The 15,544-nt window shown below is 68.6% G+C and carries 12 protein-coding genes; 4 read left to right on the forward strand and 8 right to left on the reverse strand.

Annotated elements, in window-relative coordinates:
* Nucleotides 1-223: 223 nt before the first annotated feature.
* The 7 genes from ABZ904_RS21605 to ABZ904_RS21635 form a co-directional block, all read right to left on the reverse strand.
* Nucleotides 224-811 carry a hypothetical protein gene (locus ABZ904_RS21605; RefSeq protein WP_361825089.1) on the reverse strand — a complete coding sequence of 196 codons (588 nt, stop codon included), beginning with the start codon at nt 809-811 and terminating at the stop codon, nt 224-226.
* 335 nt (nt 812-1,146) lie between these two features.
* Nucleotides 1,147-2,595, reverse strand: coding sequence for a transposase (locus tag ABZ904_RS21610; protein WP_361825091.1), 1,449 nt, complete (start codon nt 2,593-2,595; stop codon nt 1,147-1,149).
* 119 nt (nt 2,596-2,714) lie between these two features.
* A complete protein-coding gene (locus ABZ904_RS21615; RefSeq protein WP_329511332.1) occupies nt 2,715-3,446 on the reverse strand; it encodes an ATP-binding cassette domain-containing protein in 732 nt (243 codons plus the stop codon).
* Nucleotides 3,443-4,027, reverse strand: a complete 585-nt coding sequence (locus ABZ904_RS21620) for a hypothetical protein (RefSeq protein ID WP_329511333.1) — start codon at nt 4,025-4,027, stop codon at nt 3,443-3,445. The genes ABZ904_RS21615 and ABZ904_RS21620 overlap by 4 nt, the downstream gene beginning before the upstream one ends.
* Nucleotides 4,028-4,040: 13 nt before the next feature.
* Entirely contained in the window at nt 4,041-5,351 is a 1,311-nt protein-coding gene (locus tag ABZ904_RS21625) for a hypothetical protein (protein WP_361825094.1), read from the reverse strand.
* Between the two features lie 72 nt (nt 5,352-5,423).
* The gene (locus ABZ904_RS21630; RefSeq protein ID WP_359410413.1) at nt 5,424-5,867 is read right to left on the reverse strand and encodes a hypothetical protein; all 444 of its coding nucleotides are present in this window, start codon (nt 5,865-5,867) and stop codon (nt 5,424-5,426) included.
* A 929-nt stretch (nt 5,868-6,796) separates the two neighbouring features.
* Nucleotides 6,797-8,299, reverse strand: a complete 1,503-nt coding sequence (locus ABZ904_RS21635) for a hypothetical protein (protein WP_359400604.1) — start codon at nt 8,297-8,299, stop codon at nt 6,797-6,799.
* A 191-nt stretch (nt 8,300-8,490) separates the two neighbouring features.
* On the opposite strand from ABZ904_RS21635, the gene ABZ904_RS21640 reads away from it, so the two are divergent.
* Nucleotides 8,491-9,141 carry a DUF305 domain-containing protein gene (locus ABZ904_RS21640; protein WP_359400618.1) on the forward strand — a complete coding sequence of 217 codons (651 nt, stop codon included), beginning with the start codon at nt 8,491-8,493 and terminating at the stop codon, nt 9,139-9,141.
* Between the two features lie 55 nt (nt 9,142-9,196).
* Here the strand turns inward: ABZ904_RS21640 and ABZ904_RS21645 are convergent, their stop codons facing one another.
* Nucleotides 9,197-10,015 carry a glycoside hydrolase family 88 protein gene (locus tag ABZ904_RS21645; protein WP_361825180.1) on the reverse strand — a complete coding sequence of 273 codons (819 nt, stop codon included), beginning with the start codon at nt 10,013-10,015 and terminating at the stop codon, nt 9,197-9,199.
* Nucleotides 10,016-10,170: 155 nt separating this feature from the next.
* Here ABZ904_RS21645 and ABZ904_RS21650 point away from each other — a divergent pair, with 155 nt between their 5' ends.
* From ABZ904_RS21650 to ABZ904_RS21660, 3 genes are all read left to right on the forward strand, one after another.
* The gene (locus ABZ904_RS21650) at nt 10,171-13,227 is read left to right on the forward strand and encodes a Tn3 family transposase (protein WP_361825097.1); all 3,057 of its coding nucleotides are present in this window, start codon (nt 10,171-10,173) and stop codon (nt 13,225-13,227) included.
* Between the two features lie 113 nt (nt 13,228-13,340).
* On the forward strand, nt 13,341-14,858 hold the full coding sequence (locus ABZ904_RS21655; protein WP_361825099.1) for an FAD-dependent monooxygenase: 1,518 nt from the start codon (nt 13,341-13,343) through the stop codon (nt 14,856-14,858).
* Nucleotides 14,859-14,906: 48 nt separating this feature from the next.
* Complete coding sequence (locus ABZ904_RS21660; RefSeq protein ID WP_361825101.1) at nt 14,907-15,533, forward strand: TetR/AcrR family transcriptional regulator; 627 nt, start codon at nt 14,907-14,909, stop codon at nt 15,531-15,533.
* Nucleotides 15,534-15,544 lie beyond the last annotated feature (11 nt).

The following is a 15,544-nucleotide window of genomic DNA, read 5'->3' on the forward strand; positions in this document are numbered from 1 at the left end:
ACAGTGCGGTCACGAGGGTGTTCAGTTCTGTCGTCACAAACGGATCTTGAACACCCTCTCTTCATGCCCGCAGGCATTTGGACAGACTCGTCTAGCCGCTTCGCGGCCTTCCCCGCCGAGACCCGATCGTCACCCTTCTCACTCATGTGGGGGACTCTATGGCCCACTGTGACTACAACGAATCAACAGTTGCCAACCCGTGCCCCACACCGGGCCCCGCCTCTCACCAGGTGTGGGCCACGTCGACCACCATGCGGTCCGCCAGCCTCAGTACCCGGAAGGGCAGTCGCGCCCGCACCCCGAGCCCCACCTGCGAGACTCCCTCGTAGCTGGAGCCGAACCTCGCGTCCCGGAAGGTGCGGTAGCCCCTCAGGTCGACGCCCGGCAGCACCTTGCCGGCACGGCCGGGGAAGGTCGGGTGACCGGTCTGCGGGTCGTACGCCGGCGCGCTCACCCGGATCTCCAGGATCGCTCCGCCGGACACGGGTATCACCCTGTTGGACGGATCCTGGCGGAAGACGCCGACGTAAGCGACGTGGTAGGCGAGCGGCGCGGAGCCCGAGCCGGGCACGTCGAAGACCATGCGGTCGTAGCAATCGTGCCGCCCCGTTCGGATGCCGGTCAGAGGGCGCGGCTCCTGTGAGCCGGCCGTTGCGGACTTCGGCAGGCTGCCCCAGCCCTTCGGGCAGGTCGTCGAGGCCTTCGTAGCGTTCACCGCGTCCGTGGCGGACGCCTCCGGGACCGCCACGGCCAGCGATCCCGCTGCCATCAGGACGGCGATCGCACCCGTCGTCCATCTTCCCTTTCGCATGATTCCCCCTTGGCGTTGCGGACCTCCACGATCCGTTACGCACTTGACATTCGGGACAGACGGATGGTTGCGCGTCACGCTCGCCTGAACCCGCGGGAATCCGAAGTGCGCCTCGCGAGCCGGTGCTAGTCGCTGAGGCGGGCGTCGAGGACGGCCTCGGCGCCCGGCGCAGCGCGGCTCAGTCCCGAATCCGCAGGTAGTGGCCGATGGTCGGTCAGATGTTGGTGGGGCTGGCCTTCGGTGTCGTTTCCGGGTGCGGGGGCAGAGCTGGGGCCCGGCTGTCGTGCCGGGTGGCGGCTTTCCAGGGCGGTTCGTTGTGCGGTGGGGGCGGTCGGTCAGGCGGCCAGCAGGGTTCTGGCAGCGCGGATCTTCGCCAGGGTGGCGGCGATCAACTGTGCTGCGGCCGGTGCGAATCGCAGTTCGTCGCGGCGGGCGGTGCTGGTCAACCGCGCGGCGCGGCGCACGAGGAGGCGACGGACGGTGGCGATGCGGCGGCGCGCGCCGCCGATGGGGGCGAGCACCTGCAGCCAGGCGGAGAGGTTGTAGGCCAGCAGCGCGCCCCACATCCACATGCTGTTGACGGCGTGCGAGGCCGACGGCAGATGGTTCAGCCCGGCGCCGTACGCGGTGTCGCGGAACAGCTCCTCGATCTTGGTGCGGCGGCGGAACTCCCACTCCGCCTGAGCGATCTCCTCCTCCAGGTCCAGGTCCTCGTTGGTGGCGATGAAGGAGTAGGCGTACGCGGTGTCTTCGATCCCGTCCAGGACCAGGGCCAGTTGGTCCTTGCCCACGGTCCGCGAGCGTCGCGACCGCGGGTCGGCGGACAGCGCAGCGGCGTCGTAGCGCACCCGCCGAGCGATCACCTTCGTGCCGTCCGGCCAGTCGGCCGGGGCATAGTCCAGCAGGGCGACCTGTGCGTCGGGGTAGTCGACCGTGTCGATCCAGTCGTCTGCGTGCACGGCGGCCACGGCCCGCCACAGCGCCTTGCCGCGCGGCACCCCGAGTCGGAATAGGCCGCCGCGGGCCACGATCTTCTCCGCGACCTTGCCCGCGTAATAGCCCGAGTCGCCCTGGAACAGGATCCGCCCACTGGCCCCGGCGGCGCGCACGGCGTCCACGGCCCGGTCGATCTGGCCGGGAGAGTGGGTGCGGCCGTCCGAGCGGCCGTCGAGGAGGTCCGCGACCAGCACGGTGCCGGCCTGGGCCCAGTGCGCGGCGTGCACCCTTCCTGCGATCTCGCCCTTGTAGGAGCGGATGACCTGTTCCTTGCGGGTGGAGAACACCTCGATGTCCTTGGCGTCCAGGTCGATCGTCACGCGTCCGGACAGGATCCGGGCCCGCTCGGCGACCGGCACAGCCGCCAGGGCCCGGCCGGTCAGCTGCGCGCACGCGGTCTCGATGCCCTCGCGTTCGTCCTGGCCGAACCTGGCCGCGAGCGTGGCTGCCGTCGTGGACGGCGGGACCGGCGCGGGCAGCAGCCCCTCCCCGACCGCGTCCGCACGCAGCCGGTCGAAGCCGACCAGTTGATCCTCGCCGGTCAGCTGCACCACGGCCATCGCCAGCGCGAACTCCCCGCCCGAAAGGCCCCGGTCGCGCTCCTTGACCGGCCCGATCCCCGCGTCCAGTGCCGCGGTGATCCCCAGCACCCGGTCCAGCTCCGCCACCAGCAGCAGGCCGCCGTTCTCGGTCAGTGCCGCATCCGACTCACCGACCTGGGCGTTGATCCGGCTCCAGCGCTTGCCGGGCGTGACGGAAGCGGTACGGCGACGCGATATCGTTTTCACTCGACAGGTGCACTTTCTGGACGAGACGGTCAAAGTGTGAGAACCCCGATCATCTCGCCAGCAGAGTGCACCTGTCGCCATATCAGCTCCCGCCTGCCCCGGCTACCTGCGGATTCGGGTCAGACCAGGCCCATGAGGGTGGTGTACGCCGACTCGGCCTGGCGTCCGGGCGCTGCCTCCGTTGCCGCGTGGGTGAGGAAGCCGGCCGTCGGACCGTCGTAGGTGACGCGCCCGGCGAGCAGGCAGGTGACCGTGTCGGCCTCCTCGGCCAGATCGGCCACGTCATGGGTGGACATCAGCACCGGGGTCTCGGCCGCCACCTCACGTACCAGGGCACGGAACACCGAGCGCTGATGGGGATCAAGGCCGGCGGTCGGCTCGTCGAGCAGGATCAGCTTGGCGTTGTGGGCCAGGGCGCAGGCGATGCCGACCCGGCGCAGCTGCCCCCCCGAGAGGTGCGCGGTCCGCTTCCCGGCTTCCGCCGCCAGGTTCACCCGCCCCAGCACGCGGGCGGCGTTCTCCCATGCGGTGGACCGGTCCACACCCTTGAGCCACGCGATGTAGGCGACGTACTCGCGGGCGGTGAGCGTCTTGCTGGCCGGCACATGCTGCGGCAGCCAGGCGACCTCGCTGCGGTAGGCGCGCACTGTCGACTCCACGCCGCCCAGGGCGATCCGACCGGAGTTCGGGCGGCTGATCCCGGCGAGGAGCGAGAGCAGGGTGGACTTCCCGGCGCCGTTGGGGCCCAGCAGGATCGTCAGTCCGTCGGTGGTGCGGTGGGTGAAGCGGTCCAGCACGGGCGGCCTGCGCCGCCGGTAGCGGAAGGTCACGTCGTCGATGAGCAGGCTCAAGGCCGGATCCTTGTCATGAGTCGGGGCAGGAGGGCGAGAGCGAGGAGGCCTGTCAGGAAGGCAAGTCCGGCACCCAGCGCGGCGTAGGACACGTAGGGCCCCTCGGCGACGATCACCCAGGGGTAGGGGTCGTTGGAGGAACGATGGCCGTTCAGGAGGGACACCAGCATCCAGACCACCGGGAGGAGACTGGCCCGGGCGCCCAGGAGTGGCCAGGCGGCCAGCGCGATCCCGCAGAAGAACAGGACGTTGCGGGCCGCGGTGAGAGCGGTCGCGCTGTCGAACCCGCGCAGGAACAGCAGAGCGCCGGCACTCGCGGCCAGGCTCAGCCCGGCCGCGAGAACGACGTCCATCCGCTCGACCCGGCGCAGGGCCGCGGCCTCCGCCGCCACCAGCCTCCGCTCCAGTACGGCGACGACCGCCGTACTGACCGCGAGACAGGCGAAGTCGCTCAGCCGCGTGGTCACCAGGTCGGCCAACAGGCTGGGCATGGCGACCGTTTTGCCGGAAGTGACCGCGAGTACCACCCAGAAGCCCACCAGGACTCCGGGGACGAGTGAGAAGACGCCCCGTTGGCGCATCCACCAGCGCATCTCAACCAGCCGCCGTCGGCCGGAACTTCATGGTCGATCCCGCACAGGCCTGCATGATCTTGTCCTGGTACCAGGACTTCTGCTGAGCGGCGGGCAGTTTCAGGACCCGCCCGACCTCCGCGGTGAGCTGGGGCTCCTGGGCGGTCTTGAACTCGGGCTCCGACCGCAGCCACTTCAGGTAGCGGTCATCCACGCCGCTCTTCTTCATCGCCCAGTAGGTGGAGTAGTGCATGGTCTCCCAACTGGGATTGGAGCAGAACCAGTTCACGGACTGCATGGTGAGCGCGAATGCGAGGTCCTTCTCGTTCCCGTTGGCCGCACCGATCAGGTTGACGCGCCAGAAGGCCGCGGAGGACGAGCGTTCACCCTTTGCCGCACCCTTGATCTCGAAGACGGACGTGGGTACTTGGGGTATCGCCCCCGCGTTGGCCAGTGTGGTCAGGACCCCGCTCACCCGGGTCTGCAGGGCGGCCGCGTCGACCCCCGCCACCGTTGGCAGACACACCTTGGGAGCCGTTCCCGCGCAGGTGGTATCGGCCAGCCCGGCCACGGTCGGTGCACTGAAACTCCAGTTGGCCGTGATCCGGTAGGGGACCAGGAAGCCGACGGCCGCGATCGACAGGGCCGCGGCCACTGCGACTGTGCGACGGGCAGTGGGCAGGCAGAGCAGGGCAACGGCCAGGCCCACGGCTACCGTCGCCGCGGTTGTGGTGAGGAACACGACTGGTTCGAAGGCCTCCCCGAACCCCACCGGTTCCACAATGCCCGAGATGTGCCGCGGCCAGTACGGCAGGTACGACACGGACGTGCCCACCAGGAGCTGGACGGACACGGCGAGCGCCGGGGCGGCGTAGAGCGCGTTGATCCGACGACCCACGCTGTACCCGAGCAGCGCATAGCCGGCGATGTTGACCAGGGGGAGGGCGAGCGCGGCGAGGGCGTACCCGTCGATCCCGCTGCCGGTGGTGATGAGGGTGACGACCGGAACAGCGCTGACGGCGACGGCGAACACGCCGAGGATCGCGAGCAGACTCCGGGCAGCGATGGCCGGTTCCGACCGTGCGGGACCGATGCCCCAGGTCCTCAGCTTCCGCAGCCGGTGTCCTTCAAAGCAGGCGACGGCCGCGGTGAGCGCATAGACCGGCGGCAGTGTGCTGCTCAGGGAGAAGGTTACTGCGCGGGTCGGCCAGTCAAGTCCCAGGAAATGCAGTGAGGGTTGGATGCCGACGAAGAAGAAGTACGCGCACCCTGCGGCCAGGAACGGGGCCGTTCTGACAGCGGCAGAGGTGCGGAGGAGAGTCGTGGTTCTCAAGCGGATGTCCGAATCAAAGCGGGCCGTTGCCCCCGGTGGACCGCACCGGAGGCAACGGCGAGCGGTCGTCTGTCAGTCGGCTTGCGTGGTGTCGACGCCGACCCAGTCAGCGAACAGCAGGCAGCAGGACCCGCCCTGAGCAACCTTGTCGGCTTCGAAGTAGTAGGAAGCCGAGTCCAGACCGGTCTGTGTGTCTGTGCTGTAATAGCCGCTGCCGTTGAAGCAGTTGGAGAACGTGAAGGTATCCACGGTGACGTCCGGGGACAAGGAGACGTCTATCCTCCGCTTGACGACCGTCTGCTGTGTTGTGCCGTACTGGGCGAAGCAGCCCTCCCAGCTGATCTCGTTGTAAGACTCGTCCGCCCAACGGTGCGAGGTGTCCCCGTCCGTCCATGAACTGATATAGCTGGTCCACGTCCAGTCCGCGAAGGCGGAGGGGCTGAGGACGAAGAGCAGTGCGCTGACCGCGCCGAGGATCACACCAGTGCGCTGAAGTCTCAGATTACGTGTAGACATGACTCTCGCCTTCTCCCGCACGAGAACGCCACGTCGGCATAGGAAGATCGCGCAAGATTCGCGCGAACGTAGCATGATCAGCCGGGAGTTGACGGGTATAGATCACAGCCCGATTCCTGCGTGAGGGGGCAAACCGCTCGCGAGATTCTGAATCGGTCAGGCAGCCCTCGCCGTGACCGCGGATCTGGCAGCCCACGACCCTGGAGACGCACCCCGGTGCGAGGTGCCGCGGTGCCTGGTCTAGTTGGGGGGTGGCGCGCCGCGTCGGGGTCGCTTCCCGGTGGAGCCGGTCCATGCAGCGGGATGGGAGGAATCCTCCGTCCCACCATCCGGACGCCCCCTTGATCTGTACCCCACCCCGTAACTTCGACGCCCTCGCGTTGCGCCTGATCGAAGCGGGCGGCCAAAGTGGCGGCCGTGGTCACGGCCGGGACCGGCGCGGGCAGCAGTCCCTCGCCGACCACGTCCGCCCGCAGCCGGTCGAAACCGACCAGATGGTCCTCCCCGACCAGCTGCACGACCGCGGTGGCCAGCGCGAACTCACCGCCCGAAAGGCCCCGGTCACGTTCCTTGACCGGGCCGATCCCCGCGTCCAACGCGGCAGTGACGCCAAGGACCCGGTCCAACTCGGCCACCAGCACCAGCCCGCCGTTCTCGGTCAGCGACCCGTCCGGGACCCCTGTCCGGGCATTCAGCCGGGTCCAGCGCTTGCCAGGCGTGCGGGAGGCGGTACGACGACGCGATATCTTCTTCACCAGACAGGTGTACTTTCACATTCGAGACGATTAGGTGTAGGAACCTCGATCTTCTCAAACCGGAAGCGCACCTGTCGCCGTATCAGCTACCGATCACCGCCGCTACCTGCGGATTCGGGTCAGTGGCACCGCCCGGAGCCGGACCCCGAGCGGTGCCATGCGGCCCTTCTCTCGTCAGTCGAAGTAGTCCGGCTGCGTCTGCACGTTGAGCTCATGCAGATGGACCCGTCCGGCCGGGTCCGTGCGCCGGTCGCTGATCTTCAGGACGTCGAAGCCCTTGGCGATGTCGTTCGAGTAGATGTAGCCGTTGTAGTAGTACGCGGACCAGGAGCCGCCGGTCGTCATGTGGTCGGTGGTCAGCGGACCGCGCTCGAAGTAGCCGATCTCCTCGGGCCGGCCGGAGTCGGTGAAGTCCCAGACGGAAACACCGCCCTGGTACCAGGCCTGGACCATGAGGTCCCTGCCCTTGACCGGGATCAGCGAGCCGTTGTGGGCCACGCAGTTCTCGGTGTCGGCCTGGTGGCGGGGGATCTTGAAGTAGCTGCGGAAGACGAGCTTGCGCTTCTCGCCCTTGCCGACGATGTCGTAGATGCCGTCGGCCCCGCGGTTCGGGCCGATCGCCGCGTTGCAGGTGGCCGCGCCGCCGCCGCCCAACTCGTCCGTGAAGACGACCTTGTTCGCCTTCTGGTTGAAGGTGGCCGAGTGCCAGAACGCGAAGTTGACGTTGTCCTGCACCCGGTCGATCACCTTCGGGTGCGCCGGGTCCTTGATGGACAGCAGGATTCCGTCGCCCATGCAGGCGCCGGCGGCCAGGTCCTTCGAGGGCAGCGCCGTGATGTCGTGGCAGCCGGTGGTCTTCGAGACGCCGGGGTTGGTGGGCGCGCCCGGGTTGCCTCCACCGTCCGGTCCCTCACCGGGGAACAGCACCGGGAAGTCGACGACCGCTGCCTTCTCGGGCGCGTTGCGCGGCACCTTGATGACGGAGATGCCGTCGTGCGGCGGCTGGCAGTCGGGGTAGGTGGCGCTCGGCGAGTACGAGGAGACGTAGATGTAGACGTCTCTGCGCTCGGGCACCAGCGTATGGGTGTGCGACCCGCAGGCGGTCTCGACCGCGGCGACGTACTTCGGGTTCTTCTTGTCGCTGATGTCGAAGACCTTCATGCCCTCCCACGAGGACTTCTCGGTCGCCGGCTGCGTGGTGCTGTTGCAACTGCTGTCGCTGCGCGAGGAGTCGGTGGACAGGAACAGCAGGTCGCCGGAGACGGAGACGTCGTTCTGCGAACCCGGGCACATGACCTGGGCGACCGTCTTCGGCGAGCGCGGGTTGCCGATGTCGAAGATGCGGAAGCCGTCGTAGTTGCCCGCGAAGGCGTACTTGCCCTGGAAGGCCAGGTCCGAATTGAAGTTGGCGAGCGCGTCCTTGGGGATGTTGGCGAGGTGCTCGACATTGGGGGAGTGGACGATCTCGTCCTGGCCGGGGATCTCGCCGTTCGCGATGGCCGCCCGCGCTTCGGCCTGCGCACTCCTCGAGACCTGCTGGTGCGCGGCCGGAGTGTCCCCGGGGTCGGGGATCGCGGTGGCCGGGGTGGTGGTGAGGAGAGCGGTCAGCAGACCGGTGGCGACCGCGGCAACTCCCAGGCGTCTGCGCCGTGTGCGGGGGTCGTGTAACAGGATCACTGTTTCCTCCCTTGTTCCGTTCGCCTCGGAACGGTTCATCCATCCCGCAGTATCGCCTTCACCATGCACATACCAAAAGAGGGCAACGTACTTGCAATGAAGTTTTCCGATCAGTAATGCGCGGAAGCGTGCTAGGACGGTAGCCGGAACTCCCGAGGTGTCCTTCGACTCGCCTGTCCCAGGAGGCTGTTGTGCTCGTGCGTCGTGCGTCACTCGTCGCGGCCGGACTGTCCGCCGTGGCCGTGCTCGGACTCGGGGGGTGCGACTCCGGTTCCGACGCGAAGCCGAGCGCGGCCAACGGCCCTTCGGTGATCGTGCCGGGCGAGCCCGGGGAGGAGAACCGGACCCTGTCCGCGGAGGAGGCCGCCCGGCAGCGTGCGGAGGACGACTCCCCGAACTCCGCGGACGTCTCCTATGCGCGGATGATGATCGAGCACCACTCGCAGGCCCTGGAGATGACCGGACTGGCTCCGCGACGTGCCGAGTCCGCGAAGGTCAGACGGCTCGCCGAGCGGATCGCCGCCGCGCAGGGGCCGGAGATCAAGGCGATGCAGGGCTGGCTCGAGACGTACGGCGAGGCGAAGAAGGCCGGCGGTCACGAGCACGAGCACGCGGCGATGCCGGGAATGGCGACCGAGGCGCAGCTGAGAAAACTGCATGCGGCGCAGGGCAAGGCCTTCGACCGGCTCTTCCTGACACTGATGATCACCCATCACGAGGGGGCCATCACCATGGCCACCGATGTGAAGGCGCAGGGCAACAACATCCGGATCGAGGAGATGGCGGACGACGTGATCGCCCAGCAGACGAGCGAGATCACACGCATGCGCACCATGCTGTGACGGTCCGTCCGGACATGGCGGTGGTTGCCGCCCCGCGCGCTCCGGTGAGAGCCGGTCAGCGTGCCGACAGGTCGATCGCCCGGTCGACGTCCTGGGGCCGCAGGACGCGCAGGATGCCTTCGAGCAGGTAGTAGTCGGCGTAGGGGAGCGAGATCTCGATCCCGTCCTCGGCGGGCCGGTTCCGGGTGCAGCGGGCCACGACCGCGTCGGCACGCGACGAATTCCGCGTGAGACAGGTCTCCGACAGTGCGGTGAGCACCCGCAGGGCCACTTCACGGTACTTGTTGCTGCCGGTGGCCTCGGACAGGTCGAGCAGACCGCATGCCATGATCGCGCCGGCGGAGGCATCCTTGACGTCGTACGGCTGCTGCGGCGCGCGGTAGTCCCACACGGGGACGTGGTCCGCACTCAGCGCTCCTACCGCGAAGTCCGCGAGTTTCCGTGCGGTGGCAAGGAATTCCCGGTTCGCGGTCCGCCGGTACATCGTGGTGAATCCGTACACTCCCCAGGCCTGCCCGCGCGACCAGCACGAGGTGGGGCTGTAGCCCTGCACGGTGTTGGGGCCGATCGGCGCGCCGCTGTCCGGGTCGAAGTCGAACACGTGCGGAATCGAGCCATCCGGGCGGAGGAACGTGCGCTGGACGGTTTTCGCGTGCTCCACGGCGACGTTCAGGTACTTCTCGTCTCCGGTCTGACTGCCGGCGAAGGCCAGCAGGTCCAGATTCATCATCGTGTCGATGATGACGCGGCCGGCGTTGCTCGGATCGGTCAACGCCCCCCAGGCGCGAATGAAGTGGCCGCGCGGGTTGTAGCGCTGGATCAGCGAGTCGGCCGCCTGTACGGCCCCTGCCCGCCACGCTTCACCGCCGGTCAGCCGCCAGGCGGTGACCCATGACGGATAGGGGGTCGAGGAACATCGGAACGAAAACCGGCGCTAAGCCCGTCCGGCCTCCATGAGGGCTTTGACCTGGTCTTCTGCGGGGGTTGAACCTTCGGCAGTCGTATTGATCGACTGTCTGGAGGTCCGGGGTGCCGGTCGAGTTTTTGACGGATGAGCAGGCCGCCGCGTACGCGGCGTATCGCGGGGCGCCGTCCCGCACGGAGCTGGAGCGGTTCTTCTTCCTGGACGACGCGGACCGGGAGCTGATTCAGGGCAAGCGCCGGTCCCACAACCGGCTGGGCTACGCCGCACAGCTGACGACCGCGCGCTTCCTCGGGGTGTTCCTGGACGACCCGACGGACGTGCCGGTGGAGGTCGTGGACTACCTCGCCGAGCAGCTCGGTATCGACGACGCGTCGGTGCTGAAGGCGTACGGGGAGCGGGAGAACACCCGGCTGGAGCACGTGCGCGAGCTGCGGCGGGTGCTGGAGTACCAGGAGTTCGCCGAGGTAGAGGCCGAGTTGCGGGCGTGGGTGGACGCGCGGGCCTGTACCACGGGCGAAGGGCCGAAGGCGCTGTTCGACGCGGCGGCCGGGTGGCTGCGCGAGCGGCGGGTGCTGCTGCCCGGGGTGACGACGCTGGCCCGGCTGGTGGCCTCGGTGCGGGAGGCGGCGAACCAGCGGTTGTGGGACACGCTGTACGGGCTGCTGAACACCGGGCAGCGGGCGGTGCTGGACTCGCTGCTGACCGTGCCGCCCGGCGAGCGGGTCTCGGAGCTGGACCGGTTGAGGCGCGGCCCGGTGCGCGTGTCCGGGCCACAGATGAAGTGGTCGCTTCAGCGGGCGGAGGAGATCGCCGACCTCGGGATGGGGAACCTGGACGTCTCGGCGATCCCGCCGCGGCGGCTGGCGGAGCTGTCCCGGTACGGCGTGGACGGCAAGGCGTCGCTCTTGCGCCGGCACGGCGATTCGAGGCGGCTGGCGACGCTGCTGGCCACCACCGTCTACCTGACGGCCCGGGCCGTTGACGACGCGCTCGACCTCCTGGAGGTGCTGATCGCGACGAAGCTGCTGGCCAAGGCCGAGCGCGAGACGGTCAAGGAGAAGATGAAGACGCTGCCGCGGGTCGAGCGGGCCTCGGCGAAGCTGGCGACCGCGTGCCAGGTCGTGTTCGACACCACGAGCGAGCTGGTCGACACCGACACCGGTGAGGTGACCGGGCCGGCGGTGGAGTCGTTCGAGGCGATGTGGGAGCGGATCGAGGCGGTCGTGCCCCGCCACGAGCTGGCCGCCGCGATCGCCGCGTTGTTCGAGCTGACGCCGCCGCTGGACTCGGACGCGGACGAGGCATGGCGGTCCATGCTGGTCAGCCGGTTCGGCACCGTCCGCCCGTTCCTGGGGCTCTTGGTCAAGGTCGTCGACTTCGGCGCCACCCCGGAAGGAGCGCCGGTCCTAACCGCGCTCAAGTCCCTGCCGGACCTCATGGGCCGCAAGAAGGTCGGCCCGGCCGAGATCGACACCGGCCTGCTGGTCGGTTCGTGGCGGCGCCTGGTGCTGTCGACGCCGCACCTGGAGCCGGGGACGGTGGACTGGAAGGCGTACACGTTCTGCGTGCTGGAGCAGTTCCACCGGATGCTGCGGAGCAAGCAGGTGTTCGCGAAGAACTCCTCGAAGTGGGGCGATCCGCGGGCGAAGCTGCTGGATGGCGAGGCGTGGGAGCAGGCCCGGCCGACCGTGCTGGCCTCGCTCGGGCTGCCTGGCGAGGCGGGCGAGCACCTTGCGGCGCGGGCCGCGCTGCTGGATGGCACGTACCGGGAGGTCGCCGGGCGCCTGCCGGACAACGCGCAGATCGTCTTCGACGACGATGGACGGCTGCACTTCGCTGCGCTGGAGCCGGAGCCCGAACCGGCCTCGCTGCTCGATCTGCGGGCGGCGGTGAATGCGATGCTGCCGCGCGTGGACTTGCCCGAGGTGCTGCTGGAGGTGTTCTCCTGGACCGGCGCCGACCAGGCGTTCACCTCGGTCACCGGCGGCGAGGCCCGCCTGAAAGATCTGCACGTCACGATCGCTGCACTGCTGGTCGCGCACGGCTGCAACGTCGGCTACACCCCGGTCATCGGCGGGGTCGACGCGCTGAAGTACGGGCGGTTGTCCCACGTCGACCAGACGTATCTGCGGCTCGCGACCTATCGGGCTGCGAACGCCACTCTGATCGAGCACCAGGCATCCATCGGCCTCGCCTGCGCGTGGGGCGGCGGCCTGGTCGCCTCGGTCGACGGGATGCGGTTCGTCGTTCCGGTCCCCTCGGTGTACGCGCGGCCGAACCCGAAGTACTTCGGCCGCCGAGGCGGCGCCACCTGGCTCAACATGATCAACGACCAGGCCGCCGGGCTCGGCGGGAAGGTCGTGGCCGGCACCCCGCGCGACTCCCTGTACGTGCTGGACGTCCTCTACGACCGCGACGGCGGGCGCCGCCCGGAGATGATCGTCACCGACACCGCCTCGTACAGCGACATCGTCTTCGGGCTACTCACGCTCGCCGGGTTCACGTACGCGCCGCAGCTCGCCGACCTGCCCGATCAGAAGATGTGGCGCGTCGACCGCGCCGCCGACTACGGCGCCTTCCAGGACGCGGCCCGCGGCCGGATCGACCTCGCCCGGATCGAACGGCACTGGGAAGACATCCTGCGGATCATCGGCTCCATCCACACCGGCGCCGTCCGCGCCTACGACGTGATCCGGATGCTCTCCCGGGACGGCCGGCCCACGCCGCTCGGCGACGCGATCGCGCACTACGGGCGGATCGCGAAAACCCTGCACATCCTGCGCCTGGCCGACGAGCCCGGATACCGGCGGCAGATCAAGGTGCAGGCCAACCTCCAGGAAGGCCGGCACGCGCTCGCCCGGAAGATCTTCCACGGCCGCGCCGGGCAGCTTTACCAGCGCTATCAGGACGGCATGGAGGACCAGACCGGTGCCCTCGGCCTTGTCCTCAACGCGCTTGTGCTCTTCAACACCCGCTACATGGACGCCGCCGTCACCCAGCTCCGCGCCGACGGCTTCGACATCCGCGATGAGGACGTCGCCCGCCTCTCCCCGTTCGTCCGCCACCACATCAACATGCTGGGTCGGTACTCCTTCCAGCTCCCTGAGCTGCCCGGGGGCCTTCGTCCACTACGCAACCGGGAGGCCATCGACGAGGAGTGACTGCGGCGAACCCCGTTGCCATCGAGATGTTCCGGCATAGCGACGACGTTGACCACACTTCCAAGTGAAGTTAGTCTCTAACATTAGTTAGCAGCTAACATTTGGAGGATAGGATGGCGGATACGGCAGTCGTGGTGGCCGGGGCGGGCCCGACCGGGCTTGCCCTGGCCTGCGGATTGCGGGCGGCCGGGTTGCCGGTCCGGGTGGTGGACAGGGCGGAGGGGCCATCGACGACTTCGCGAGCACTCGGGTTGCAGCCGCGGGGCTCGGAAGTCCTGGACCGCCTTGGCGCCCTGGAGGACTTGCCGCAGCGGTCAGTGCATATCGGGCAGGTGATCACCCATGTCAACGGCGAGCCCGTGGCGCGGCTGAAGGTTGGCCAGCGCACCAAGCTGGTGACCAGGCCCGGCCTGATCGTTTCCCAGGCCGAAGTAGAAGCCCAGCTCCGGCACCGGCTCAGTGAACTGGGCGTCGAGGTGGAGTGGGGGCGCGAAGTACATGCCGCCGACCAGGACAGCCAGGGCGTGTCCGTCCGTTTTGCCGACAGGCAGATGCGCGCCGACTGGCTGGTGGGATGCGACGGCGCACACAGTCGGGTGCGCAAAGCGGCAGGCATCGGGTTCCCCGGGGTTGCCGTGATTGAGCGTTTTCTGCTCGCGGATGTGCGAGCAGAGCTACCTCTGCCCCGCGACGCAGTCTCGGTCTGGCTGCGAGGGGACCAGGTGGTTGGAGCCTTCCCGCTGCCTGGTACTGACGTGTGGCGCCTGATGGCCCCCGCGCCGGCGGGTACTGCAGAGGACACTGAGCCCGATGGGTTGCTGGCCGTGCTCACCGGAGTGCTTCAGGACCATGCACGTCTTCCGGCCGCTGTGGTGCGCGAGACACTCTGGACCTCCACGTTCCGTATCCACCGTCGGCTGGCGTCAACCTACCGGCGCGGCAGGATCCTGCTGGGCGGGGACGCGGCGCACATCCATAGCCCGTTCGGCGGGCAGGGCATGAACACCGGGCTGGGTGACGCCGAGAACCTGGCCTGGAAACTCGCTCTCGTCGCCACCGGCCGGGCCGGGGCTGCGCTGCTGGATACGTATCAGGCCGAGCGGCGGCCCGTCGCGCAGGAGGTGCTGGAGTCCACCAGCGCAATGACCCGCATGGTCGTCGGCGAGACTCCACTCGCTCGGGCGGTGCGTGACCGTGTTTTCATCCCGCTGATGAACCGGCCGCTGGTGCAGCGGCTGATCTGGGAGAAGTCCTCCCAGTTGAAGGTCAACTACCGTAACGGACCGCTGGCATCCCGCTCACTCCAGGGCTGGTCCGTCCGCGGCCCGCACGGGGGCGACCGGGTGCCTGACCTTGAGTGCGCCCGGGAAGACGGCAGCCTGACGCGTCTGCATACGGAACTCGGATCACGCTGGGCACTCCTCGTTCCCTCCACAGAGCACCCCGGCACAGCCACCGCCCGACGGCACCTCGGCGAAACCGGCACATTGACTGTGTTGACCCCTGCCACCGCTCACGGCCGGCAGATCATGCTGGTGCGGCCCGACGCCCACCTGGCCTGGCGTGGCACATCCCCGGCCGCGCTGAGCCGGTGGCTGACACGCATGCTCGCCCACGACCACACCCGGTGATCACGCCGACTCCCTTGCCCGAGCCATGAAGCAGCAAAGGAAGAAAATATGGCTGTGAATCCGTCCCCGACCGCGCCAACGGGCCTGCGTGAACGCAAGAAAGCCCAGACCCGCCGCACCATCCAGGAACAGGCCCTGAGGCTCTTCCTCAGCCAGGGATACGAGAACACCACCGTCGAGGAGATCGCGGCCGCTGCCGGGGTCTCCCACATGACCTTCTTCCGTCACTTCCCCACCAAGGAAGCCGTTGTCGAAAGCGACGACTACGACCCGATGATCGTCCGTCTCATTGAACAACGCCCCAAGGAGGAGGACCCGCTCACCGCCTTGCACCAGGCACTGGCCCACGGCCTGGCCACCGTCTACGCCACCGACAAGGAAGCACTCCTGGTCCGCACCCGCCTCGTCCTGAAGACACCGGCGTTGCGCGCCCGCGCATGGGAGAACCAGTACGCCACCGAGCAGATGTTCGCCCAAGCCCTCGCGGCCCGTCTCCAGACAGAACCCACGCTGAGCACCCGCGTTCTCGCCGCAGCCTCTCTCGCCGCCCTCACCACAGCGCTCACCTGCTGGGTGGACAGCGACGGTGCCGAAGACCTGCCTTCGCTGGTGGACCAGGCGTTCCTCACCCTGCGCGGGGCAGGCGCCATCTCCGGAGACCAGGCGGTGCAGTGAAGCTGGTCACC

The organism is Streptomyces sp. NPDC046900 (assembly GCF_040644975.1).
Classification (GTDB): Bacteria; Actinomycetota; Actinomycetes; order Streptomycetales; family Streptomycetaceae; genus Streptomyces.

Coding starts and splice junctions, on each gene's coding strand:
- ABZ904_RS21605 (WP_361825089.1), bottom strand. CDS start 811: ATGCGAAAGGGAAGATGGACGACGGGTGCGATCGCCGTCCTGATGGCA.
- ABZ904_RS21620 (WP_329511333.1), bottom strand. CDS start 4,027: ATGCGCCAACGGGGCGTCTTCTCACTCGTCCCCGGAGTCCTGGTGGGC.
- ABZ904_RS21630 (WP_359410413.1), bottom strand. CDS start 5,867: ATGTCTACACGTAATCTGAGACTTCAGCGCACTGGTGTGATCCTCGGC.
- ABZ904_RS21655 (WP_361825099.1), top strand. CDS start 13,341: ATGGCGGATACGGCAGTCGTGGTGGCCGGGGCGGGCCCGACCGGGCTT.
- ABZ904_RS21660 (WP_361825101.1), top strand. CDS start 14,907: ATGGCTGTGAATCCGTCCCCGACCGCGCCAACGGGCCTGCGTGAACGC.